Origin of the sequence: Mesorhizobium sp. KACC 23794, from assembly GCF_052180275.1 — a bacterium.
Taxonomy (GTDB): Bacteria; Pseudomonadota; Alphaproteobacteria; order Rhizobiales; family Rhizobiaceae; genus Kumtagia.
The window spans coordinates 6,937,644-6,962,031 of the sequence record NZ_CP197465.1 but is presented as its reverse complement, the minus strand read 5'-3'; the positions used below and the strand labels follow the sequence as shown (position 1 = coordinate 6,962,031).

The 24,388-nt window shown below is 59.7% G+C and carries 11 protein-coding genes and 1 pseudogene; 9 read left to right on the top strand and 3 right to left on the bottom strand.

The features are described 5' to 3' along the window. Positions 1-139: 139 nt before the first annotated feature. The 3 genes from ACSBOB_RS33615 to ACSBOB_RS33605 all read right to left on the bottom strand — a co-directional run bounded on the left by ACSBOB_RS33615 (position 140) and on the right by ACSBOB_RS33605 (position 2,966). Complete coding sequence (locus ACSBOB_RS33615; RefSeq protein WP_442580327.1) at positions 140-1,213, bottom strand: ABC transporter substrate-binding protein; 1,074 nt, start codon at positions 1,211-1,213, stop codon at positions 140-142. A gap of 83 nt (positions 1,214-1,296) precedes the next feature. After that, positions 1,297-2,733 (bottom strand): aldehyde dehydrogenase family protein, encoded by a 1,437-nt coding sequence (locus tag ACSBOB_RS33610; RefSeq protein WP_442580326.1) that lies wholly within the window; start codon positions 2,731-2,733, stop codon positions 1,297-1,299. A 77-nt stretch (positions 2,734-2,810) separates the two neighbouring features. Beyond that, positions 2,811-2,966, bottom strand: a complete 156-nt coding sequence (locus tag ACSBOB_RS33605; RefSeq protein ID WP_442580325.1) for a hypothetical protein — start codon at positions 2,964-2,966, stop codon at positions 2,811-2,813. A gap of 61 nt (positions 2,967-3,027) precedes the next feature. Here ACSBOB_RS33605 and istA point away from each other — a divergent pair, with 61 nt between their 5' ends. The 9 genes and pseudogenes from istA (at position 3,028) to ACSBOB_RS33560 (ending at position 24,321) form a co-directional block, all read left to right on the top strand. Continuing rightward, complete coding sequence (istA, locus tag ACSBOB_RS33600; protein WP_442583696.1) at positions 3,028-4,557, top strand: IS21 family transposase; 1,530 nt, start codon at positions 3,028-3,030, stop codon at positions 4,555-4,557. Then, entirely contained in the window at positions 4,547-5,359 is an 813-nt protein-coding gene (gene istB, locus ACSBOB_RS33595; protein ID WP_442577702.1) for an IS21-like element helper ATPase IstB, read from the top strand. Before istA ends, istB begins: the two co-directional genes overlap by 11 nt. 42 nt (positions 5,360-5,401) lie before the next feature. After that, positions 5,402-5,599, top strand: coding sequence for a hypothetical protein (locus ACSBOB_RS33590; RefSeq protein WP_442580324.1), 198 nt, complete (start codon positions 5,402-5,404; stop codon positions 5,597-5,599). A 402-nt stretch (positions 5,600-6,001) separates the two neighbouring features. Next, entirely contained in the window at positions 6,002-7,390 is a 1,389-nt protein-coding gene (locus ACSBOB_RS33585) for an integrase arm-type DNA-binding domain-containing protein (RefSeq protein WP_442580323.1), read from the top strand. 46 nt (positions 7,391-7,436) lie between these two features. After that, positions 7,437-7,746, top strand: a pseudogene (locus ACSBOB_RS33580) (ATP-binding protein); the annotation flags it as partial. A gap of 278 nt (positions 7,747-8,024) precedes the next feature. After that, positions 8,025-11,819 (top strand): ATP-dependent DNA helicase, encoded by a 3,795-nt coding sequence (locus ACSBOB_RS33575; protein WP_442580322.1) that lies wholly within the window; start codon positions 8,025-8,027, stop codon positions 11,817-11,819. Positions 11,820-11,833: 14 nt separating this feature from the next. After that, positions 11,834-13,897 carry a UvrD-helicase domain-containing protein gene (locus tag ACSBOB_RS33570; RefSeq protein ID WP_442580321.1) on the top strand — a complete coding sequence of 688 codons (2,064 nt, stop codon included), beginning with the start codon at positions 11,834-11,836 and terminating at the stop codon, positions 13,895-13,897. 201 nt (positions 13,898-14,098) lie between these two features. Continuing rightward, on the top strand, positions 14,099-21,667 hold the full coding sequence (locus ACSBOB_RS33565; protein ID WP_442580320.1) for a sacsin N-terminal ATP-binding-like domain-containing protein: 7,569 nt from the start codon (positions 14,099-14,101) through the stop codon (positions 21,665-21,667). Further along, positions 21,664-24,321 (top strand): DEAD/DEAH box helicase, encoded by a 2,658-nt coding sequence (locus ACSBOB_RS33560; RefSeq protein ID WP_442580319.1) that lies wholly within the window; start codon positions 21,664-21,666, stop codon positions 24,319-24,321. The genes ACSBOB_RS33565 and ACSBOB_RS33560 overlap by 4 nt, the downstream gene beginning before the upstream one ends. Positions 24,322-24,388: the final 67 nt, after the last annotated feature.

The following is a 24,388-nucleotide window of genomic DNA, read 5'->3' as shown; positions in this document are numbered from 1 at the left end:
GGCAACTTACGGAGAAATTGGGAGAGAAAGCTGCCGTCGCGTGCGCTAAGCTGGAACTATTTGGTCTTCAAGCTTCACGTCTCCTTGGCCGACGAATAAAGAATCGTCGGCCAAGCTGCAGATCGCTTCGGAGAAGCGATCACGGTTGGCTGATTTCAGCCTCGAGTCGCTTGATCAAAGCCTCGCGCTGCTCCTGGATCTTGAGCCAGTCGGGGTTGAACGTTTTTGCGATGATCTCCTCGCGCGTCACGCCCAGTCTCGATTTTATGAGCTCGTTGTCGACAGCCGCATTCCTATTGCTCGGCAGGTTGCCCTGCAGTTCGAGGTCGCGCTGCTGCGGCTCGGGGCTTCCGGCAAAGGCGGCGAACGCCCGTGCCGCTTCTGGATGCGGGGCATTCTTTGGGATGACGAAGACGTACGGGATCATCAAGGCGCCCTCCTCAGGAAGCGTCATGTCCAGCTTGGTCCCGCCCTTGGCCTTGAGGTCCCAGATGCGGTCGGAGTAGTAGGCGGAAGCCACCGCGTCGCCGCGCTCAAGGAGCTGCTGATTCTGCGCCATCGACGTGTAGGCCGTCAGCGCATTGTCGACCACCGCCTTGTACTGCTTGATGCCTGCATCCAGCTGGCTCTGGTCCTCGGTCAGCATTTTGGAATACCAGGGCACGTCGTACAAGGACGCGTAGACGGGACGGGTGACGGAAATCTGCCCCTTCCACTTCGGGTCGACCAAGCTCTGCCATGACCTGAAGTCCTCGGCCTCGGCAAGATCGGTATTGTAGGCGATGCCGTAGTAGACGAAGTTGATCGGCATGCCCGCGACGTGCTTGTCATCGATACGCGGCAGCAGGTTCTCGGGGATGTCCTGCAGGACCGGATAGTCCGCGATCGCCAGCGGTTCGGTGATGCCCTTCTTGTACAGGTTCATCGCACCGGAGAAGCTGTGGAAGGACGAATTGTAAACTTGGCTGCTGGCGTTGGAGATCAGCGCGGTTTCGGTCGAGGGGACCTCGACGATCTTGAACGGAATGCCGGTGGTCGCCGTGAACAGATCACCGTAAGATTTCTGAAATGCCTCGGCGACGCCGCCGCCGAAGTTGCACTGGATGACCTCCCCACTCGTCTGGGCAAAAGCCTTCCGGCTGACAAAGGGCGCGGCAAGCGCGGACGAGGCCGCGCCCCAAATGAAGCCACGCCGTGTCGTCGAAATTCTCATGTACATATTCTCCTCCCTGTTATGTTCTGTCCCGAGAGTTGCGCCATGACGTCAACTCTCGCGGTGAGACGCTGCTCGCGCTGTTACCTTGTCCAGCCCCCCACCGCCTTGACCTCCATGAATTCCTGAAGTCCCCAGACGCCGCCCTCGCGTCCATTGCCGGACTGCTTCATGCCGCCGAACGGTGATCCCGGTCCTCTGGGTTTGCCGTTGATCTCCACCATCCCCGACCGGAGGGCGAGCGCTACGCGGTTCGCTCGCTCCCCGTCCTGCGTCTGGACGTAGTTGGCGAGCCCGTAGACGGAGTCGTTGGCGATCCCGATCGCCTCGTCCTCCGTCTCGAAGGGCATCATCGACATGACCGGCCCGAAGATCTCCTCGCGTGCGATGGTCATGTCGTTGCCGACGTCGGCAAAAACGGTCGGCCGGACATAGAAGCCGCGATTGAAGCCTTCCGGTCGCCCAAGCCCGCCCGCGACCAACCGGGCCCCTTCATCAATGCCCGTCTGGATCAGGCCCTGAATTTTCGCCCATTGAGCGCCGTTCACCACCGGGCCTATATGAGTTCCCTCGGCTCCGCTCGGTCCGACCGTCACGGCGCCGGCGACTTCGACCGCCCTCGCGACGGCTTGGGCATAGATGCTGCTCTGCACCAGCATGCGGCTTGGCGCATTGCAGGACTGCCCGGTATTGTTCATCATCTGCCGCACGCCGCGCTCGACAGCCGCCGCGTCGGCATCTGCGAACACGATGTTCGCGCCCTTGCCGCCTAGTTCCAGGGCGACGCGCTTGAGCGTGTTGCTTGCCGACTTCGAAATCGCGATCCCGGCGCGGGTCGAGCCGGTGAAGCTGACCATGTCGACGTCCGGGTGAGCCGTCAGCATCGTTCCCGTGCCCGCGCCATCACCGTTCACGAGATTGAACACCCCGTCAGGCATGCCGGCCGCGTGGATGCATTCCGCGAACACCGCGGCGCTCAACGGGCTCTCTTCGGATGGCTTGAGGATCATGGTGCAGCCGGCCAGCAGCGCGGCGATGACCTTCAGGGAAATCTGGTTCAGCGGCCAGTTCCACGGCGTGATCAGGACGCACACGCCGATCGGCTCATGGACGATGCGCGTTTCCGGCCATTCCTCCCCCAGCGGGCGACTGAAATCGAACGACCGCACTGCCCGCAGGAAGTTCTGCGTGTGGCGGACGCCGAGCGGCGCGTGAGCGTTGCGCGCCAGGGTGATCGGAGCGCCCATTTCGAGCGATACTGCGCGCGCGACGTCTTCCATGCGCGCCTGGTAGACTTCCAGGAAGCGCTCGACGCAGGCAATCCGTTCCGCTGGCGGTGTGCGCATCCAGCCCGGAAAGACCGCCTTTGCCGCCGCCACGGAGGCATCCACGTCGGCACGGCCGGCCAGCGAGATGACGGCGCACGGCTCTCCCGTCGAAGGGTCGATCACAAGGTGGTCGCGTCCGGCAGTCGCGTCGACCCACGCGCCGTCGATGTAGAATTTGCGCCTGTCGATCATGGTGTCACCAAGGCCTTTCTGGATAAGCTCGGAACGCTCGACGCCACGCCGGCGCGAGCGTCGATGGCGGGCTGAGATTACGCGCGGCTGTCGACGAACATGCGCATGCCGACCAGGCGGTTGATGACCAGCACCATGCCGAGGGTGATGCACATCAGAATGGTCGAGACCGCTGCGATCGCCGGATGTTGATTGCCTTTGAGAACTGACCCGGCAGCGCAGGATATTTCCATCGAGAATTGACCCATGTTTGAACCACCCCTGCATGACAGTGGGGGCATTGGAGTGATCGACATGGCGTTATTGAGCGTAATCCGACGCTGGCATTTTCGAGAGAATCTATCGATCCGTGAGATTGGCCGTAGGACTGGCCTGTCGCGGAACACCATCCGCAAATATCTACGCTCTGATGGCGTGGAGCCTCAGTTCAAGGTTCCGGAGCGGCCGAGCAAGCTTGACCCGTTTGCCGACCGTTTGTCGGCCTGGCTGAGGGCGGAAGCAAAGAAGAACCGCAAACAGAAGCGGACCGTCAAGCAGTTCCATTCCGATCTGGTGAGCCTTGGCTATGAGGGGTCTTACGGTCGTGTTGCTGCTTTCGCCCGGGAGTGGAAGGCAAATCTTCAGAGGGAATTGCAGACGACAGGACGAGGGACATTCGTGCCGCTGGCGTTCGAGCCTGGAGAGGCGTTCCAGTTCGATTGGTCCGAGGATTGGGCCATCATCGGCAACGAGCGCACCAAGCTGCAGGTGGCGCATACGAAGCTCAGCTACTCCAGGGCCTTCATCGTTCGAGCCTATCTGCTGCAGACGCACGAGATGCTGTTCGACGCCCACAATCATGCCTTCCGTGTCTTTGGCGGCGTTCCCCGGCGCGGCATCTACGACAACATGCGCACGGCGATCGACAAGGTCGGGCGCGGCAAGGAGCGCGACGTCAACGTCCGCTTCATGGCGATGGCCAGCCACTACCTGTTCGAACCCGAGTTCTGCAATCCAGCGTCAGGCTGGGAGAAGGGGCAGGTCGAGAAGAACGTCCAGGATGCGCGTCATCGCCTGTGGCAACCCATTCCGCGCTTTGCCTCGCTCGAAGCCCTGAACGACTGGCTGGAGCTTCGATGCAAGGAGTTTTGGCAGAAGACCCCGCATGGAAAGATGCGCGGCACCATTGCCGATATCTGGGCAGAGGAATCCCAGGCCCTCATGCCGACATCACGTCTCTTCGACGGGTTTGTCGAATACACCAAACGGGTCTCCCCGACCTGTCTCGTGCATTTAGAGCGCAACCGCTACAGCGTTCCGGCATCCTTTGCCAATCGGCCTGTCAGCGTTCGGATCTATCCGGATCGCATCGTTGTTGCCGCGGAGGGTTTGATCCTCTGTGAGCATCGCCGCATCATCGATCGCTCGCATGATCGGCCGGGTCAGACGATCTATGACTGGCGCCACTATCTGGCTGTTGTTCAGCGCAAACCAGGCGCGCTGCGCAACGGAGCACCGTTTGCTGAACTCCCCGATGCGTTCAGGAATTTGCAACAACACTTGCTCAAGAAGCCAGGCGGCGATCGCGAGATGGTCGACATCCTGGCGCTCGTCTTGCAACACGACGAGCAGGCCGTGCTATGTGCCGTGGAGATGGCGTTGGAAGCCGGCGTTCCAACCAAAACCCATGTGCTGAATCTGCTCCATCGTCTGATCGACGGCAAATCGCTCACACCCCCGACCATCAGTGCTCCTCAGGCCCTAACGCTCACCAATGAGCCGAAGGCAAACGTCGAGCGCTACGATGCCTTGAGGAAGGCCGCAGAGGTGCGCCATGCGTCATAACCCTGCCAGCGGCGCAATAGTCATCATGCTTCGAAGCCTGAAGATGCACGGCATGGCGCAAGCTGTCGGCGAACTCACCGAACAGGGGGCGCCCGCATTTGAAGCCGCCATTCCGATCCTGTCGCAACTGCTGAAGGCCGAAACGGCGGAACGGGAGGTCAGGTCCACAGCCTATCAGCTCAAGACGGCGCGCTTTCCAGCCTATCGCGATCTCAATGGCTTTGACTTCGCCAGCAGTGAGATAAACGAGGCCCTGGTGCGTCAGCTTCATCGTGGCGAGTTCATCGATGACGCCAACAATGTTGTCCTCGTCGGCGGCCCAGGCACAGGCAAAACCCATATTGCGACCGCGCTTGGCGTGCAGGCCATCGAGCATCATCACAAACGGGTTCGCTTCTTCTCGACTGTCGAGTTGGTCAATGCGCTCGAACAGGAAAAGGCACAGGGACGATCAGGCCAGATCGCCAATCGCCTCGTGCATTCCGATCTCGTTATCCTGGATGAGCTCGGCTATCTGCCGTTCAGCGCATCAGGTGGCGCATTGCTCTTCCATCTGCTGAGCAAGCTCTACGAACGCACCAGCGTGATCATCACCACAAACCTCAGCTTCAGCGAGTGGGCGACCGTTTTTGGCGATGCCAAGATGACAACCGCGCTTCTCGACCGGCTGACCCATCACTGCCACATCCTGGAGACCGGGAACGACAGCTTCCGGTTCAAGAACAGCTCTGCCCAAGAGCCGAAAAGAGCAAAGGAGAAAGCTAGAACCTTGACCGTCCCCGCAGAACCAAAACATACATGAAGGGCGGGTCACTTCTCGGTGAAAATGCCGGGTCAGTTCTCAGTGAAAATCAACATGGTTGGCATGAGCGGCGGTCCGGTCTTTGGTTTTGCCGGCAACGAGAAGGAACTGCGCTACTGGATTGTTGCGCTCCAGAGCGCTTGGCTCAAGGACACCAGAACGACATTCGCCTGTCCCGTCCCAGTGTTTGCCCCGCTACTCACGGAATGGGTGCGGTCGCTGACCGCCGACGCGGCTTAGGCGACCTGACTGCTTCTATTCCCCTCCCGGCCGCGCGTACGCCATGCTGCGAGATGACTCGAAGGAATGTCCGTTCGTTCAAAACCGGCTGAAAAACCGGCTGAATTCCCAAAATTAAGCCGGTGCCGCAGTCGATCGGTCGTGAAAAACGCCAACGATTTCAATGACTTGGAGTGGCGCGCCCGAAGAGATTCGAACTCCTGACCCCCAGATTCGTAGTTCAAAAGTGTCTCTACGAGGCAATATCCGCTTCCCCCTTCTAACTTTCTCAACTCCCACGTTTTTCGTTGATATTCAAAGAATTATAGCACAGGATATCGATATGGCGTACAGAACCCTCCAAACTGCTTGCTCCGCCAAAACCGTTTCAAAAACCGTTTCAGAAATCACGGGTTTCCTCGAATGGCCGACATGCGTATCCCATTGAACGACAAGACAATCGAGCGTTTGCCACGGCCCGAGAGTGGACGCTACATTGTGCGCGACACCGAGCTGAAGGGCTTCTTCCTGATGATTGGAGCCCGGAAGAAGACCTTTATGGTGCAGGCCGACCTTCGCGTGGAAGGCAAGCGCGGCTCGACCATACGCGTCGCAATCGGCGATACCGCCGAGTTCGCGACGCGCGCGGCGCGTGCGGTTGCCAAGGAGTACTTGGTCCAGATCGGCCGAGGCATACATCCCAAGAGCGAAACAAAGGCCAAGAAGGCTTCGACGGTGGCCGACACGGCTACCAACGAGTCGGAAGTGCCAGCCGGCGTCACGCTCAAGGAGGCCTGGGCTCGGTACAAGGTTGCGATGGAGCGCAAAAACCGCAGCACACGAACGATCGAAAGCTATCGGGATCATGTCGAGCGCATCTTCAAGGATTGGCTGGATATCCCACTGAAACAGCTTGGCGATGATCCGAGCCAGGTCGCTGCCAAACACGATGAGATAAGCGAAAAGCACGGGCCATATATCGCCAACGGCAGCATGCGGACGCTCAGGGCGATCTACAACCACGCGCGCAAGACCAATCGTGAACTTCCGGCGGATAACCCCGTCGACAGCGTCGATTGGAATCACGAGAAACGCCGGGATACCGGCATGGGACTAGCCGACCTCAAAGGCTGGTTCGTCGAAGTGGCAAAGCTGGACAATCCAATCCGGCGCGAGTTTCACCTGTTCACCTTGCTCTCGGCGTCCCGTCCCGCCGCCCTGAAGGAAGCACGCCTGATCCATCTGGATCTGCGCCTCCGGGTGCTTCATATCCCGCGGCCCAAGGGCGGTGCCGATCGTGCCTTCGACATCCCGCTCTCCCGTCAGATGATCAACTGCCTGATGCGATCCATTCGGTTCGGCCGGCAGATGCACCCTTACGAAGCTAAGGACTGGCTGTTTCCTGCAGACAGTGCCGACGGTCACCTGGTCGAGCAGAAGGAAGATCGTGCGGTGCTATCTAAATGGGGAAATGAGTTGCGCCAGACCTATCGAACTGTCGCAACCCCTGCTGGCGTCTCGGAGCTGGACGCCCGGATGTTGATGAACCATTCCGTGCCCGGCGTTAACTCCGGCTACATCACGCGACACAAGCTGCTGGGAGATCATCTTCGCACCCAGCAGCAGGCGATCAGCAATACGATCTTTTCAGCAATCGGCGATGTGCTGGCTAAACGATCCGTGCTGTCCGACTGGCTTGGACGCGGGGCCGCGCGCCGGCACATCGCTCGCGCCCGAGCGGAATTCGAGAAACGCGAGATCAAGGATGTCTCGCCTCGACGCAAGAGGCTGCCTAGCAGGAAACGACCCTGAAACCAACCGAAGCTGCCGTTGTCGCTCGTTTCGGTACGCGACGTGATACGCTCGAATGCTCAAGGCGCTCGCCAGAACCGATCTGCTCATCCTCGACGACTGGGGCCCTGAAAAACTCAAATGACGAGCAGCGCCGTGACCTCCTCGAGATTGTCGAAGATCGCTACGAGCGGCGCCCGATCATCGTTACCAGCCAGGTGCCCATCGAGCGCTGGTATGAGATCATCGGCAGTCCCATCCACAATGCCTACCGCATCGAACCGACCGGCGAGAGCATGCGAAAACAGCGAGCCGTCGCCATACCGCAACCCCCAAGCTTGACCCGAAACGAAACTCGAACCAAACCTCAACAATGACCAGGTGATTGCCAAGGTTGGCCGGCTTCAAATCGGAATCCCGGCCGGAATGAAATCGGAATGGGTGGCCGGCTTCGTCGGAATACGCACGGTGCAGCTCATTGTCGGCCAAACTCGTGTCGAGCAATGCGATTTTCCGGTTCCGGATTTATCTAACCACTATTCTGTTGCCTGAAAAGTCCAGACTTTGGGGTGGACAAAGGCGCGGGACGATTCAACATTGCGCGGGGCTTTGGCTGACGTTGGATTAATGACGCAGCTTTAGGGTAGGGTGCCAAATGATCGACGGTGCGCGACAGCTTCCTGTGTCACATGTTTCGGTACGCGTTCCTTGGCATGACAGCCAATGGAATGGTTCGGTCTGCGCGAATCCCAGGGGTAACACCGCGTGTCTCGTGTTACCGCGGATCGCCGAGACCAAGAATGACGATTTCGAGGCCGGCCCGGGGATGGCTGGCAAGCTCTTTGATCCTGACGGGCAGAAGTTGCCGGCCTGCGCAGCGGAGCGTGGAGCGTTCATGTCTGCAAACGCCTACACGCGCTGGGCCAATCATCCCTATTCGCATGACCCTAAATACGCGCATTTTCGCAAGACCGCATTCCAACATCCATCCTATTCACTAGGCACGGTTCCGTTTGCCTGGATGATGAAGGATGACGACGGTGTTCCAGCAAAGGCAAAAGAGTTCAATATCAAATTTCGTCCAGAACTCGAACCGGATCTCAGCTTCGATAAGCTTTGGGTTCAGGAAAGGCGCAATCAACTTGCGATGCTAGACACGTTCTTTGGAGCCATCAAACCCGAGGAATCGTTGGTCCTATGCTATGCCAAGCGAACGCCTCTTACGGAGGATCCGCGACGCGTCATCGTCGGGCTTGGTAAGGTGCGCCAAGTCGATCAATCAGTGGAATATTCTTACGAACGGGGTGCGCCCAAGGACGCCATGCGGTGCGTTTTGTGGGAGCGAAATCTGCATCACACGATTAGGCCAAGTGGCAATGACGGATTCCTTCTGCCCTATCAAGCGCTGCTTGAGCTTGCACGTGAAGACGCCGGCTTCGATCTTTCCAGCTACGTCCTCCATGCCCCGTCGGATGCTTGGGAGGCCTTCTCGATGGGTGCCGAGCACGTTGGTCACGATGCGGCGATTGATGTTCTGATCGCCTGCGCCTCCCTGCTGGAGCGGTACGAGAAAGTTCTTCCGGGCAATTGGGCCACCTCCCGGAGCTGGATCGACACCGAATTGAACCGCATCTGGCGGCTGAGAGGTGCCTTTCCGGGGCTGGGTTCGGCCTTGACGGCGCTGGGACTACGGCATGGAACACTGATCGCGCATGCCATCGGGAAGGTGGCCTCGACCGAGAAGGTTCCGGAAGTGGTCGACCCCTGGCCCCTCGTGGATGCAGTTGTTGAGAATCCGAAGCTTCTGCCCCCAGATCTTGCCGCGACGATCGGATCGAGTACCGCGATGCTGTGGAAAGGGCTCAAGCCTGAGCGAAAGGACCTTCTTAAGCTCATCGCGCGCTTTGCAGTCACAGCCGACCAAGCCACACGGTGGTTCGTCCCGGAGGAGCGCAGCCGCGTCGGCATCAAGCTGAACGACAGCGCCGTACTTTCCAACCCGTACGTGCTTTTCGAGGCGGACCGTGGTCAGCGCGATCCGATCGCCGTTACAACCGTTGACAGAGGACTATTTCCAGACGCTGCAGTGTCAAACGCAGTTCCACTTGCGGCGCCATCTTCTTGCGCGGACTCGATCGATCCCCGGCGTGGTCGAGCCTTCTGCATCGCGGCCCTTGATGGCGCGGCCGAAGAAGGACATACGCTTCTCCCGCAGAATTGGCTCATCCAACGGGTGCGCGACTGGCCAATCGAACCGCAATGCGCGATCGGAAGCGACTGGGTCGATACATTCTGCGACCATCTGAGCGAGCGGCTCGAGGCTGTTAAACTTGCGGATGGAAGTCCGGGATGGCAACTCGACGTGGCCAAGCAGCATCGTGAACTTATTGAGCAGCGGGTGCGTCGCCGACTTGCGGCGAAGCGCCACCACGGCGATTTTGAGTGGCGCGCGTTGATCAATCAACAACTCCCCGATTTTGCGTCGGTCAGTGACGCGGACACAGAGGAGGCGGCCCGTAAGGAAAAGGCCGTCGCGCTCGAAGAAATTTACCGGTCCCGCCTTTCCGTGCTGATCGGCCCGGCTGGAACGGGAAAGACCAGTTTGCTGTCGGCTCTGCTGTCGATGCCGTCTGTCGCGAGCGGCGGGGTTCTGCTGCTTGCTCCGACGGGCAAGGCGCGGGTCCAGATGCAAAAGAAATCGGACACGCAGGCGCTGACGCTGGCTCAATTTCTGCTGAGCTTCGGGCGCTATGATCCTGAAACGGGGGTTTATCGTGTGACCGGCAGCGCCAAACGCGAAAGTGGCTTCAAGACGGTCGTCATCGACGAATGTTCGATGCTCACCGAAGCTCAGCTTGCTGCAACCTTCGATGCGATTGAACCTGCGTCGGTCGAGCGCCTGATCCTTGTCGGTGATCCACGGCAATTGCCTCCGATCGGAGCCGGTCGCCCCTTTGTCGATCTGGTTCAGCTCCTACGCCAAACCGAAGAACCCGGTGTAACTCGGCCAGGCTATGCCGAACTCAAGATTGTCCGTCGGCAGACCGAACAGGTAGAAACCTCTCGCGACGACATCATTCTGGCGCGGTGGTTCGGTGGAGACGCTCCCGATGCCGGCGCTGACGAAGTTTGGGACCGTCTTGCTGCCGCAACGGCGACAAATATTCGAGCTGTTGCTTGGAAGGATGAGCATGAGCTCAAGGACAAACTCCTCAGCCTTATCCGCGATGAGGTCCGGCGACTCGCTGCTGAGCATGGCAGCGCAAACGTTTCCGATGACGTCGCTTTTGAGGTCAGCCTGGGCGGAAAGCTATTTGGAGATGTTCCCTATTTTCGGTCGTCCGGGTGGCAAAAGGGGATCGTACTGCCCGACGACCTTGGAGCGGGCGCGTTCGCGGAAGCATGGCAGATTCTGTCCCCGGTCAGAGGCGGTGAAACTGGCGTTGAAGGTCTGAACCGATGGCTGCAACGGCTGTTTAGAGGTCGCGCACGGAGTTGGGCTGAACCAGAGATTTATTGGCAGCGCAAGACATGCAAACCTCTTGGACCCCAAGGAATTCTATACGGCGACAAGGTCATCAATGTCTCCAATGGCCCGCGCAAGGACGTCTATCCTAGCCCAGAGCGCCCTTATCTCGCCAACGGCGAGATCGGAATGGTGGTTGGTCAATACAAGGGCACCAACGCAAAGTATAAGGGGCTTCCTTGGAAGGTCGAGGTCGAGTTCTCGACACAGTTGGGCTACAAGTACGGATTTACGGAGCGTGACTTCGGGGAGGACAGCGATGCCCGCCTCGAATTGGCCTACGCGTTGACCATCCACAAATCTCAAGGCAGCGAATTTGGCACGACGTTCGTGGTCGTCCCGAACCCATGCCGGCTGCTCTCGCGTGAACTCCTGTACACCGCTCTCACGCGTCAGAAAGGTCGCGTCGTGTTGCTGCACCAAGGCGATCTCCGTTCGCTCCTGAAGCTGTCGGCATCCACGCACTCCGAGACAGCCCGTCGCCTCACCAACCTTTTCACCGCTCCCCACCCTGTCGAGTACGGTGGCGTCTTCCTTGAGGACGGGCTTATCCACCGAACCTCTCGCGGCGAGCTTGTCCGCTCGAAGTCTGAAGTGATCATCGCCAACATCTTGCACGCTTTGAAGATCTCATACGCTTACGAGCAGCCGATGAAGGGCAAAGATGGGTCCGTGAGATATCCCGACTTTACGATCGAAGATGCGGAAACCGGGCAGCGCGTGTTCCTGGAACACCTCGGCATGATGAGCGAGCCATCGTATCGCAAGCGTTGGGAGGAAAAGCTGGCCTGGTATCGGGCACAAGACGTTCGATTGCACGAGGACGGCGGCGGCGAGGCAGGCATCCTCTTGGTCACGACTGAGGAAGGTGGAATTGATTCATCCGGAATCACCAATCAACTCAAGGCCGTATTGGCGCTTTAGGGTGGAGGGCTGCAATGGCCGAGTTGCTGATCACCCAAAAGCCAACGTTCCTCAGCGAGCTTCTCGCTTTGCCGGCCAAGGAAAGCCACCAAGTTCAGGAAAAGCTTGCAGCTCTCACGAAGGATCCGCGGCCTGACGGCAAGGTGCGCAAGCAGCTCAAGGGGTGGTCGCCGACGCTCTACCGATTGAGAAGCGGCAACTACCGCATTTTCTATACCTTCGACGACCGATATATCAGCCTGCTGGCGCTTCGCCGTCGCAGCGAGGATACGTATGATGAGGAAATCGAGGCTGAAGATCTTGGCGGTTTTGACCCCGGCGATCCGCGCCCCGTTCCACAGGTGAACTGGGAGGACATGCTGGCAGCGAACCAGCCCAAAGCCACCCCGCTGCCGCGTCCAATCGACAAAACCCTGCTCGAACGGCTGAGAGTGCCGGTCCAGTTGTCGGGCCCTCTCCTGGAAGTGACCAGCCGTGAGGCGTTGCTCGGCTGCAGCTCAGTTCCAGACGACTATCTTCTCCAAATTGATGAAGTCTTGTTTGAGCGCCCCCTTGAGGAGGTCCTTGAGCAGCCGGATCTGATCTCCGGAAGCGTCGACGATCTCTTCCGCTTCAAGGAGGGCGACCTAGTTGGCTTCCTTCTCAAGCTCAGTCCCGAGCAACAGCAGCTGATCAGCCTTAATCTGGGGCATGCTGGCCCGGTCCTCGTCAAGGGTGGCCCGGGAAGTGGAAAAAGCACGGTGGCACTATATCGGTCGGCCAAGCACGTCGCACGCCTTCCACCAGGCTCGAGGGTGTTATTCACGACCTATACCAACGCGCTGGTTGCGGTTTCTCGCGGGCTTTTGAAAACGCTGCTTGGTAGCAGAGCTGACGCCGTTGAGGTCATGACAGCCGACGCGATTGTCGGCGGCGTGCTCGCCAAGGCTAGGATAGTGTTTCGGCCGGCTTCGCAGGAGCAATTGCTGACGGCTGTTCGCCAAGCGCGCGAGGCGGGCATGTTTGGAAGCAACGCGTTCGAGCGATTGCGCTCCAAGGAGCGGATCGGCCACCTAACAGACGATTATCTCATCGATGAGATCACTGCCGTAATTGAGGCGCGAGGTCTGAGCTCACTCGAAAGCTACCTTCGCTTCCCGAGAACGGGGCGAGAGGAGCCGCTCGATCCCGAACAGCGGTGGTCCATTTGGCAGATCAAGAGTGCATTCGAAAGCCGCCTGAAAGAGCACGGGGTTCAAACATGGTCGCAGGCGAGAAGTACGGCTGCCCAAAAAGTGGGGTCAGCTCCGCCGGCGCGAATCTATGATGCGATCGTGATCGATGAAGCCCAAGATCTCGAGCCCACCGTTCTTCTGGTGCTCAGGTCCCTGCTCAAGGAAGGGGGCGAGATTTTTGTCACGGCTGACGCCAACCAATCCATCTATGGCTCCAGCTTTCGCTGGAGCGATGCCCATCAAGATCTCCATGTCGAGGGGAAAATCGGACTGTTGACCGCGAATTTTAGGTCCACGCGTGAGATCAGCCTAGCTGCCGCCTCCTACCTGAAAAACGCTGCCATCGATCAAGATGCGGTCGATCAGACGTTCGTTCATGAGGGGCCGCTTCCCGCCCTGCGACGCGTTCGCACGCCTAAGCAGGAGATCGAGTTGCTCGTAAGATTTGTTGATGGAGCCTCGCGACAGCTTCGCCTGGCGAAAGGGTCAAGCGCCATTCTGTGCCCATCTGCGCGCGAAGGCGAGCGGATTGCCGACGAACTATCGGCTCATGGCTTACACGCGACGTTCATGCTGAGCAAGGATTTGGACGTTGAAGCGCCCGGCGTGAAGGTGCTCCCGCTTCGTTCGGCCAAAGGGCTTGAGTTTCCCATCGTCGCGTTGGCAGGTTTTTGGCCGCCTTACCCGTCCATGCCGGCCAATGCTGGCAAGCGGGAGCGAGAGGAGCGACTTCTTCTCGAGAGACGCGCTCTGTTCGTCGGCATGACGCGAGCGATGCGAGCACTGCTCGTCATTGTCCCAGACACTCTTTCTTCGACCTTGTTTGCAGGGTTCGATGGGACGCTATGGAATATGTCTGCCTGATGAATCGACCGGAATGACGCTCCGAGACCGCTGTTGCCGGCAGACCCGGTTCTCGGCTCAAAGCCGGACGCTTGCGCTTTCGCGTATTGCACCGCGGGAGTTGCCGGCTATAACTGCGTGATCGACTGGCTTCTGGGGCGTGGCCGGCGCTGCGCGTTGAGCAATCTCAGCCGCTTTGTTTGAAGAGTTTGGCGGGGGATCATGGCTGGCTATTCGGTTAATGCTCGGTCTGTCATCCTTTCTATCCAAAACAACCTGGTCGACCGTTACAAGACGACATTCGACATTTTAAAAGAGCTCGTCCAAAATGCCGACGACGCTGGCGCTTCCAAGCTTGTTGTCGATCTGCGGCCAGGTGTTGCAAATGCCTTTAATCCGCTGCTGCGTGGCGCGGGCTTGCTGATCGTCAATGACGGTCGATTTACCAAGGAGAACGAGGCCGGCATTCGGCACGTTTCGGCGAGCAGCAAGACCGATGAAATGGGCTCGGCTGGCCGTTTCGGTCTTGGTCAGAAATCCTTGTTCCATCTCTGCGACGCGTTCATCGTCGTTCCGAGCGGATACGCAACCGACCTGCGGCCGTTCATTATCAACCCGTATTTCGCCCTGTTTGAGGAAGCGAAGGGCAAGGCCGCCTCGGATGAAACATGGCATGCGACCGCACAGTGGGAGAGGATTGAACCCGAGGTCTCAGCTTTGCGGGGACTGGTCGATACGGCAGCGTTTCCGAAGGCGCATCTCGCTTTCTGGCTGCCGCTGCGCCGTCGTGATCTTTTTCCCGCGGCCAAGGCCGGATTTACCCAGAAGCGTTTCGACACGGCCGATGATCGGAATGAGCTTTTAAACGAATTTTGCCAGGCAGACGCACTCGCCGAACTCGTCGCAGCGGCGCGAAGTCTCGAACATATTGCGATCCGGCTCGACGGTCGTGACGTGATTGCGGTCCAGCGCTCTGGTGAACACATGCGGCTGCTGCCCAAAAGGGGCGAAGAGGCAGCAGACGGCGAGCGACTATTTGGTGGAATGGTTTCGGTCAGCGAAAACGGCACGCAGCGCAAATCAGGCTTCGCTGCGGCTGAATTGCTATCGCACCATAGCGACCTCGTCGGTATTCAAACGGCCGACGACTGGCCGGTCACGCTGGATCTGTTTTCCAATCGGGTGCCAGAAAAAGCGCTGCCACATGGCGCGGCCTTTTTGATCCGGAATGCTGGTCATCGTTCCCGCTTGGCCATCCACAACGGCGTGTTCTTGCCGACGGGCATCAGCCACGAAATCGACCTCGCAGGCGCGGCGAATGGCGACAGCGTCGCGCCACTCGATCTCGCCCTCTTCCTTCATGGGTACTTTTTCGTCGACTCTGGTCGAAAAAACCTCCAGGGCCTGGAGGGTGATGCCTCCGATCGTCAGAGCGTGCCAGTGCTCTGGAACTGCACCTTGCGCGACAGGCTCGTTCTGCCGATCTTGCCCAGGCTCTTTTCGCAGGCACTCGAGCAGCGGCTTGTTTCGTCCGATGAGATGGCGCGATTGGTGTGTGGGCTCGCCCAAAGCTCGTGGTTCCGACAGATGCACCGCGTCGCAGTTTGCTGGCGTGACGCTTGGGCACAAACATGGGGTGCCGGATCGCTGAGCTGGCGTATTCTGCCTGCGGATGCAAAGGTTCGCCCTCTCCCTTCATCTTTGTTGGAATCCGCGAAGGATGTCACCGACCTCTTTCCTGGCCTGGAGGCGTTTGCTGAGGGTCGGCACATCGTGCTTTGCGCGGCGGACGCGCGCGGTTCCGCCCGAGTGCTCGCGCCATTGGATCCGGTTTGGCCGACCGATGAGTTGGCTGAGCTGCTCACGCTCATACCGGCGCGCGCATTTAAGCGCGCGAGGGCTGCTCGTCTGCTACGGGATTTGCTCGAGTGTGTTTCACCGACAGGGATGCCCATTGAAGCGGTCGGCGCCGTATTGCGACGCAAGCTGCGCGAAGCCATGCAGCTTGAGGAGAATTTCGCTCCGGCCGAGGTGATGCGTGGCATTATCAACCACATTCCGGATGCGGGCCTTGTGTTTCTTCCGGAAAAGGCGCGGCATTCCGAGATCCTGAGCGCGCTTGCGCGCGCCCCAGTCGACGCACTTGTTGTGGGCGACGATTGGATCGAGGGAGGCGTTCGTTCCCTGCTCGCTGACTCGTCCCATCTGCCCGAGCTTCTGCGCGCCCTTGAGCCGATCGCCGCACAGGAACGGGAACCGATCCGTGCTGAGCAGGCCGCGCGCGCCGCAATGTCGCTGGTCGCGGCTGCCCGCACAAGTTTATCGAGCCTGTCCCGTGACGCAGCGTGCCGATCCATCCGGGTGTTTCCCGTTACAAGACAGCCAGATGGAACGCGCCTGGCGCTGTCGATCGCCGACCTGGCCGAATCGGCTAAGCGGAAGACCATTTTTCTGGCAACCCCGACCACGAATATGAACGTCAAGGCCGTTTGCGACGCGCTTCCAGAGTTGGTGCTCAACATAGCCATGTCCAACGATGCGGAGCTGTTTCGGAGCATACCCGGGACGGAAGCAGAGTCGGGCAACCTTGAGGCGTCGCACATCGTCGCGCTGGTCAATACAGAGATGCGGTTCGGCGAGGTCGAGCAGCGCAAGACACTGCTGAGCAAATTAAAGAAAGCTTGGTCCGACGACGACCGGTTTCGCGATGCTGTTCGCCGTCTCGTTGTGGGCGTCGCGGAGGCGGGCAATCCGTCGACGAGGCTGTACCACAAGATTCCCCAAGGGCTCGAAGACTTTGTAGAGCGATTGCTCCGCAAGGACGGTTCAGCTTTTGTGGCACCGCAAACCATCCTTGAAGATTTTACCGAGCGGGATAAGGCAACGATCGGTTTGTCTGCGATGGACCCACCGGAACTTGCCCGCCGGATCGAGGCAGCGCTCGCAGCCGGCAGTTTCGATGTCAACGCGGCCGAGGGCGAAGCGCTTCTAGAAGCAGAGCTTTCCGATACGCTGCTTCGCCGATTGCCGATCCATCAACTGGAAGGTGGCGCCCTCGTGGCGCTTGATCCAGGGACGTGTCTTGCGTCGCAGCGAGCTGTTCCGCAAGCGCTCCGGCCGTTCCTGCGCCGGGTTCGAAAGGCACACAGCGAGAAGGCCCGCTTGGTGCAAGAACGTCTCATGCCAGCCCACGACGCTGCCGTGGAGCTCAACGCGGCCGTTCGTGCCCTGGAAGAGCATACTGTTAACGACGCGCTGCGTGACTGCATCCTTGCGGCCCTGGCTGACCTAGCCGAAAATCGTGAGATGGACAGTCAGGTCCGCGACCGCCTGGCCAAAAGCGCTTGGTTGGCTGTTGGGGGTCGCAACGTTGCGCCAACTGACATTCTTTCATTACCGGAAGACGTCGGCGGCCCGGCACGAGCGTTGCTCGGACGTGGAGAAGATTTGGCATTTCATCCGACGGCGAGCCTGCTGCCAGCTATTCGCGAACATCGAGGCTTTGGTCGATTGACGCGGGATTTGCTCCCCTCTCTGCACGAATCGTTTGCAGCGCTCGCTGTGCAGATCGAAGAACGCGGCCTGGTGGGCTTGCCTTTCCCATACAATGGCCAGATGCTCCCAGATTTGGCGCGGCTTGCTGGTTCGGGCGTGGACCTCGGACTGGTCGGCTGGCCGCTCATGGCCGCGCTGTTGCGGGATGACACGGTCGCAGCTTTGTCTGAGCCTTGCCTCGCAGGTTTGGCCCGCGCCAACTCCGTCGACCAGCTCATCACCACGATGTCGGTCTTGGCCGAAACGACAAAACTCGGCGGGGGCGATGGTGAAGCGGCGCGCCGCCTCTATGATATCGCCTTCCAGCAGGCAACCATCTTGGGCGATTCCGAAAGACAGCGACTGTTTGCCAACGTCGACGTGCGAACTCGAGGTGGGTCATGGCGACGGGGAAGCAAGGTCGCGCAGAATGGCGCGGGACTGGATACTGAATGCCTGTTGGATGAGCGGCTGGCGGACTTGCTTAGCAAGCAGCAGGTCAGCGCTACGCATAATGACACAGCACCCGCTGGGAGCAGGCCGGCGGAGATCGCCCTCCAGACAGGTGATGATCTGGACGCCCGATCCGCCAAAGATTTCGCATCGTTCTTGGGCGGGTTGCGGGGCCGCATCGAGAGCGATTTGGCATTGACCGTGCTTGCGCTTGTCGGCCGCTTCGCGGCGATGCGTGATGTCATGGATGAGTGGCGCGCCGGCGCGACGCTGGAGACCCAGTTACACATCGACAAGGTGGACGCGCTGATCAGCAGCCGGCTGGCGCAAGAAATCGATGAGCGGCGTTTCTTGATCGAGGTGATTGAGACCCGGTCTGTCCGCGTGACCGCTTTGAGCGGTGCAGCGTTTGAGGCGAGTCTCGGAGGCCAGCCCGAACTGCTGGTAACAGAGGAGCATAAAAAGCGTCGCCGAGTGGTTCTGCCAAATGGACGGCGAGTGGACCTGTTCGTCCTGCAGCTTCGGCCATCGGTGCTGAACACAGCCTCAACGCATGAGGTGACGCAGCGGCTTCGCCAGCTTGTCAGCGACATTGCACAAGATTGCATGGGCTTCATCTTGAGCTCGCAAGAAGAGTCGCTCAACAAATTGCCTGGCATGTCGGGTGAAGCCGCGCAGGCGCTAATCGAGCACACCCAGGCCGCGTTGCGCGAGCATCTGCCAACCCTGCTTGGGCAGCTTAAATCCAAAGGCCAGCCGGTGCTGCGTTCCCTTGTGGATGAGCATGAAAGGGAGGCGGAGCGGCGTCGTTCGCTTCAGAAGGAAAACTCTGCGTCACGGGCCGACGCCGAGTGGAAATTGTGGCATGGGCTGATTTCCAACCCGGAGGCGCAGAAGGCTCTTCTCGACCGTGTTCGCGTTCGCGTTGGCGAGTTCGGCTACGACTCCAAGCGGGTCGTGCTCGAATTGTTTCAAAACGCCGACGATGCGTATTTGGAGCTCGACGCCAGCCCGATTCTCAGAACCTTCAGGCTTGAGAGCGACGATTTTCGGTTTGAGGCCATTCATTGGGGGCGTCCGATCAACGATCGCGGGCCGAATAGAGAGATTGGCGAACGCAAGAACTGGCACCGCGACCTTCAAAACATGCTGATGATGCATTTTTCCGATAAGCCCGGTGGCGACGAGACCAGCGGCAAGTACGGACTGGGTTTCAAGTCGGTGCATGTGCTGAGCAGCGACGTGAAGATCGCGTCCGGTCTCCTTGCGGCGCGCGTCGTCGGAGGCATGCTGCCCCAGGTGTGGCCAGAGGGACCTGGTCTGGTTACAAGGCACCCCACCAGTGATCGCCACGCCGCGACTGTGATATCGGTCCCCTATGACGACGACAAGATTGGAGAGGGACAAAGCGCCGTCCGCCATTTTTCCGCCTTGGCTCCGTACCTGCCGCTTTTTGCCAAAGCGATCCGTCGCGTGGAACTTGAGACGGCAAAAGTCTCACGTAGCTTCTGGCGCGCCGATGCTGACGATGCCCCGCCTGTGTTGCCGGGCCTGAGGCTTGCCCGGATTGATGGCTCGAATGCGTATCGGGCGCTCCTGGTCGACCTTGATGAGGGTTTCACCCTGGCCATCAAGCTTGGCGAGACCGGGGTGGTGCCGTTTGCAGCTGACGTGCCGCGTATCTGGTGTGTCGCGCCGCTGGCAGAAGACTCCGGAGCGGGCTGGCTGCTCAACGGACCATTTTCGTTGAGCTCCAACCGCTCATCGCTTGCTGACGATCCGGACCGGCTGAAAAACCTTTTCCAGAGATTGGGGAAGGCGTTAGGGCGACAATTGATCAAACTGCACGCGGCGGCCGCGGCTGACTGGCAAGGTTTCGCCCCTGCACTGGGCATCGATCCCGCCGATGCAAGTCTACTGAACTTCTTCGCCGGTCTATGGAATCTGTTCCGTGAAGACCTCAACGACGAGCTGGCCAATCATCTCCATGGCCGCGATCGTGGCCTGGGCGCGTTGGCCGATTCGGCGGCAGTCGTTCCGTCGAACCTCCCGGAACCCTTCAGAAAAATGCTGCGTGCTTCTGACGCGAAGGCTGTTTTCGCCGGTGCGCTTGTCGATGAGGACTTGCGCCGGAGCGTTTCCAGCTGGGTCTCAACCGTCTTCAGCGACGGCGAGATCGTCAGTCACGAAACTGCGAACGACTTGGAAAAGCTTGGATTTGCTCGTCCCGTGCAGTTCACAATGGAGCGGCTGCTCAAGGACGAACTTCAGAGCGTCCACTACCGTGTTGAGCCCGCGACCGCTTTCCGCCTCGGCACAGAGCTCACACCTTCCGCCCTCAGCAAGCCTCCGCTGCAGCTAGAAGGTGCGCAACTGCGCCGGCTCGGCGGGCACGCAACATTCTTAAGTCGTAACGGTACCTGGCGAGGTGCTCGCGAACTTACCACACCGCAACAAGAGGGAAGGAAGGGCGACGCCATTCGCGCCGCTTTTGCTCCGCCGGAGCGCGTACTTTCCGAACAGTATCGGGATGCCGCCGTGAGCTTCGTTCTGCTCGCCAGTGCTGACGCCGGTTACAATGTTGGCGGCGAACTCATGCGTGACTGGGCGACAAAGGCAACAACGAGCGCCGCACAGGAGGGGGTGCTTCGCTTTTTGGTCGAAGAGGATGAGAAAGAGGACTTCCTCAACGCGCTCTTGAGCGATACCCCGCGGTGGATGAGACCACTCACGTCTTTGGCCGACGGCCCGTTGACGCGGACGTGGAAGGATGAGGACCGCAATAAACTCCATAGCAAGCTGACAGCCTATGCGCGCACCCCCGTCCCCGACCATTTACGTTCGGGAGCTGAAGAGCCGGTGGCAATCACCAAAGCCCAGGCAACTGAGGCATTGGAAAACATCTGGGACTGGTGGGCGAACAACCGCGACGAGCTCATCCTCGAATACGACAGACATGTTTATCCAAGCGGCTTCGCTGTCGCGGCCGTGCCTCCTGCGACTAGCACCGAGGAATGCCCGGATCGCGAGAGATGGTTTGGCTTGCTTGCGCTCGCCTGCTTCCAAAACTTCGGCGGAACGCAGAATGGCCAACATCGAACGTTCGTTGAAGACGGCATTCGAAACGGGTGGTGGGCAGAGCTCGCCCAGTCCGAGCCGCCGCAGGATCATGAAGCGTGGATCGCCCGGTTGCGCGAGTGGTCATCAAGCGAGTTGCCCGACCTCCAGCATTGGCGTTGGCGGCGCGCGCTCATTGACCTCTACAAGGTGGCGCGCTGGCTGCCTCAGTATGCCTGGATCATAACCAAGCTCCCTCGCGCGGCTGCCGCGGCTCCCAAGGGTCAAATCAAATTAAGCGACGTTCTCACCCCCTCGTTCTCGCCGCTTTGGCGAGAGGCAGGGGTTGATGCCGCGCCGCTCATTCGTACGCTGGGGCTCGGCGCGAACTGGATGCTGCGTGAGCTGTCGCGCAACAAGTTCTGGACGGACAGCGATGTCGCCGCCATCGCACCCTACACTTGGGCCTCCACGGGCCGTGCTCGGGGCCTGCTGAATAAGCTTGGCGCTGGACTAGGCGACGTCGGGTCCATGGATCTAAGTCGAGCGATCTGGGAGTTCGTAAGCGATCGCTTATCAAACCGGCGAAACGAGCTTGTTCTGGATGGCGACCTGCCGCTCCAAATCATTGCCACGATGCGGCGCAGGAGTGATCTTGATAACTGCCTCTATGGAGTGGCAAATCTGGATGGACCTTGGACCGACTGGGAGGACGAAACCGAGGAAGCTGAGGCGGGCGCCGAATGAGCGACACCATCGATCAGGTCTTTGAGCAGGACACCGTTGTCAGTCACGCCCGTCACGGTGATGGGCGCGTCTTGGCGCAGACCGGAGACCTCGCCATTGTTGAGTTCGCCGGCGGAATTCAGCGGGTTCCCGCGGCCGAGCTGCGCGCTGCCGCAAGCCTCGCGGGAGCTATTGGGGAGGGGCGGTTCGGCGATCCGACCGAGGCGGTTTTGCGGGCCCAGGCACTCGCCATCACCTCGGTCAATGATCAATGGGGCGTCTTTTCCCGCTCGCGCGTGCAGATTCTTCCGCACCAATTGTGGGTCTGCCGCAAGGTGACAAACGCTTGGCCGTTTCGCTGGCTGGTCGCCGATGACGTGGGTCTTGGCAAGACGATCGAAGCTGGCCTTATTCTGATGCCGCTGCTCGCTTCAGGTCGCGTGCGGCGGTTGCTGGTGCTTGCGCCTGCCAAGCTGGTGCCGCAGTGGCGCTCGCGCCTCAAATCGATGTTCGACATCCGCCTGCAGCAATACGCCTCCGCTGCTGACGGAGAACGCAACAATTTCTGGGACACGGCCTCCATGGCGGTTGCGTCTTTTCACACCTTACGCGCCGATGGCCGCGGTGCGCGCTCGCGCCTCTTGGAGGCTGATCCTTGGGATCTGGTGATCGTTGATGAGGCCCACCACCTCAACCTGGACGAGCGGGGTGGCGACACACTGGCCTTCAGCCTTCTCAAAGAGATGCAGGAACGCGGCCGGATCGAGTCGCTGCTGCTTTTCACCGGGACGCCTCACCGCGGCAAAGACTACGGATTTTTCGGCCTCATGGGTTTGTTGCGCCCTGACCTTTTCAATCCCGAGGCGGACCGAGACGGCCAGTTGGCGGCGCTGCCGCACGCCATGATCCGTAACAACAAGGCCACGGTGACTGACCTCAAGGGAGAGAAACTGTTCAAGCCCGTGGCAACGGAGAACCGCGACTACTCTTACTCGGCCGCGGAGGATCATTTCTACCGCACGTTGAGCGATTTCATAATGGACGGGCGCGCCTATGCGAGTTCACTTTTTGGCCGAGCCCAAACCGCGCGCATGCTGGTTCTCATCACCTTGCAGAAACTGGCGGCAAGTTCGACCGCTGCTATCCTCAGTGCGCTGTCCAAGCGCCGAGCCAAACTCAAGGGTTTGTTGACAGAGGGGGGCAAACGCGCCGGAGACTCTGCATCCTCGTCTTTGGGGGAAGAGCTGAACGAAGGCGACGAGGAGGCAGCCGAAATTGCTGCCCTCTTGATGGAAGACGAAGTTTCGAGGCTGGACGAACTTATTGAGCTTGGCTCGGCCATAGCTGATGAGACCAAGATAATGCGGCTGCTCGATCTCATCGAGTCGGAGTTGCACGATGAACAAGTTTTGCTTTTCACCGAGTATAAGGCCACGCAAGCGCTGGTACTGAACGCGCTGCACAGGCGCTTCGGGCAGAATACGGGCACCTTCATCAACGGCGACGAACGGCTGGAAGGCGTGTGGACGGATTCGGGGAAGCAAGCCTTGTCTGTGGGCCGCGACTGGGCTGCCGATGCGTTCAATACGGGCAAAGTTCGCTTCATGATCTCAACGGAGGCGGGCGGGGAAGGCATCGATCTCCAAGAGCGGTGCTCAAAGCTTATCCACGTGGATATGCCATGGAATCCCATGCGCCTCCACCAGCGCGTCGGCCGCATATCGCGATACGGTCAACGTCATAGCGTACGGGTCTTCCTTCTGCGCAATCCCGACACGGTCGAAGCTCGCATCTGGGGGCTGCTGACGGCCAAGCTGGAACGCATCCAGGCGGCGTTGACAAACGCGATGGAGGAACGAGAGGACATCACGCAGCTCGTCATTGGTATTGCCGGGGAGAGCTTCTTTAACGAGCTTTACGTGGGCGCCGAGGGCAGACGCGGCGAAAAGCTCTCCGCTTGGTTCGACGAGAAGACCGCTACACTTGGTGGACAAGATGTCATCGACACCGCACGGGATCTGTTCGGCAACGTTGCGCGCTTTGACTTCCAGTCGGTCGGTCGTGACGTGCCGAAGATCGATCTCCCGGCGCTCGAACAGTTCTTCGTGGGCGCCCTCCAGAGGAACAGTCGGCGCGTGACGCGCGATTCGGAGGGTGGCCTGGAGTTTCTCACACCCGATAGCTGGCGCGAGCGGAGCTGGAGCGTTGCCGATCGCTATAAAGGTCTCGTCTTCGAACGCAACTTGAAGGGAGAAAAGGCTGCAGCTCGTGTCCTCGGCGTCGGCCACCAGCTTATGGATATGGCCCTGGGCGAGGCGCGCGGGTTCGAGACGCGAATGGCGGCGTTCAGTGAACTTACCGAGGCTCTCCTTATCGTCACGGTCGAAGACGGGATCACCGGCGCAGGCGGCACGACCCGGCGCCTCGTCTTCGGCGTGATGGAACAAGAGGGTGCAACCACCATTCTTCGAGATTGGGAACTCATCGAGTGGTTGAATGGGGTCTCAGCCAGGAAAGCCTCCCGCAAGGATGCCCCCGCTACGGACGTTCCCTCCCCAACACAGCTGACCTCACGTCTGTTGGCTGCCATCCGGGCCGCGATGCCTCCCGCCACCATTATTTTTGCTCGACCGATAGTTCGCCCAGAGATGTTGCTGCTACCGCAACGCCCATGAGATGGCACCATCATGGGACAGGCGGCAGGGCCTTCACTCTGCATTAAGGTGCAACGAACCCCTGGCA

Coding starts and splice junctions, on each gene's coding strand:
- ACSBOB_RS33565 (WP_442580320.1), top strand. CDS start 14,099: ATGGCTGGCTATTCGGTTAATGCTCGGTCTGTCATCCTTTCTATCCAA.
- ACSBOB_RS33560 (WP_442580319.1), top strand. CDS start 21,664: ATGAGCGACACCATCGATCAGGTCTTTGAGCAGGACACCGTTGTCAGT.
- ACSBOB_RS33570 (WP_442580321.1), top strand. CDS start 11,834: ATGGCCGAGTTGCTGATCACCCAAAAGCCAACGTTCCTCAGCGAGCTT.
- ACSBOB_RS33575 (WP_442580322.1), top strand. CDS start 8,025: ATGATCGACGGTGCGCGACAGCTTCCTGTGTCACATGTTTCGGTACGC.
- ACSBOB_RS33605 (WP_442580325.1), bottom strand. CDS start 2,966: ATGGAAATATCCTGCGCTGCCGGGTCAGTTCTCAAAGGCAATCAACAT.
- istA (WP_442583696.1), top strand. CDS start 3,028: ATGGCGTTATTGAGCGTAATCCGACGCTGGCATTTTCGAGAGAATCTA.
- istB (WP_442577702.1), top strand. CDS start 4,547: ATGCGTCATAACCCTGCCAGCGGCGCAATAGTCATCATGCTTCGAAGC.
- ACSBOB_RS33610 (WP_442580326.1), bottom strand. CDS start 2,733: ATGATCGACAGGCGCAAATTCTACATCGACGGCGCGTGGGTCGACGCG.
- ACSBOB_RS33615 (WP_442580327.1), bottom strand. CDS start 1,213: ATGAGAATTTCGACGACACGGCGTGGCTTCATTTGGGGCGCGGCCTCG.
- ACSBOB_RS33585 (WP_442580323.1), top strand. CDS start 6,002: ATGGCCGACATGCGTATCCCATTGAACGACAAGACAATCGAGCGTTTG.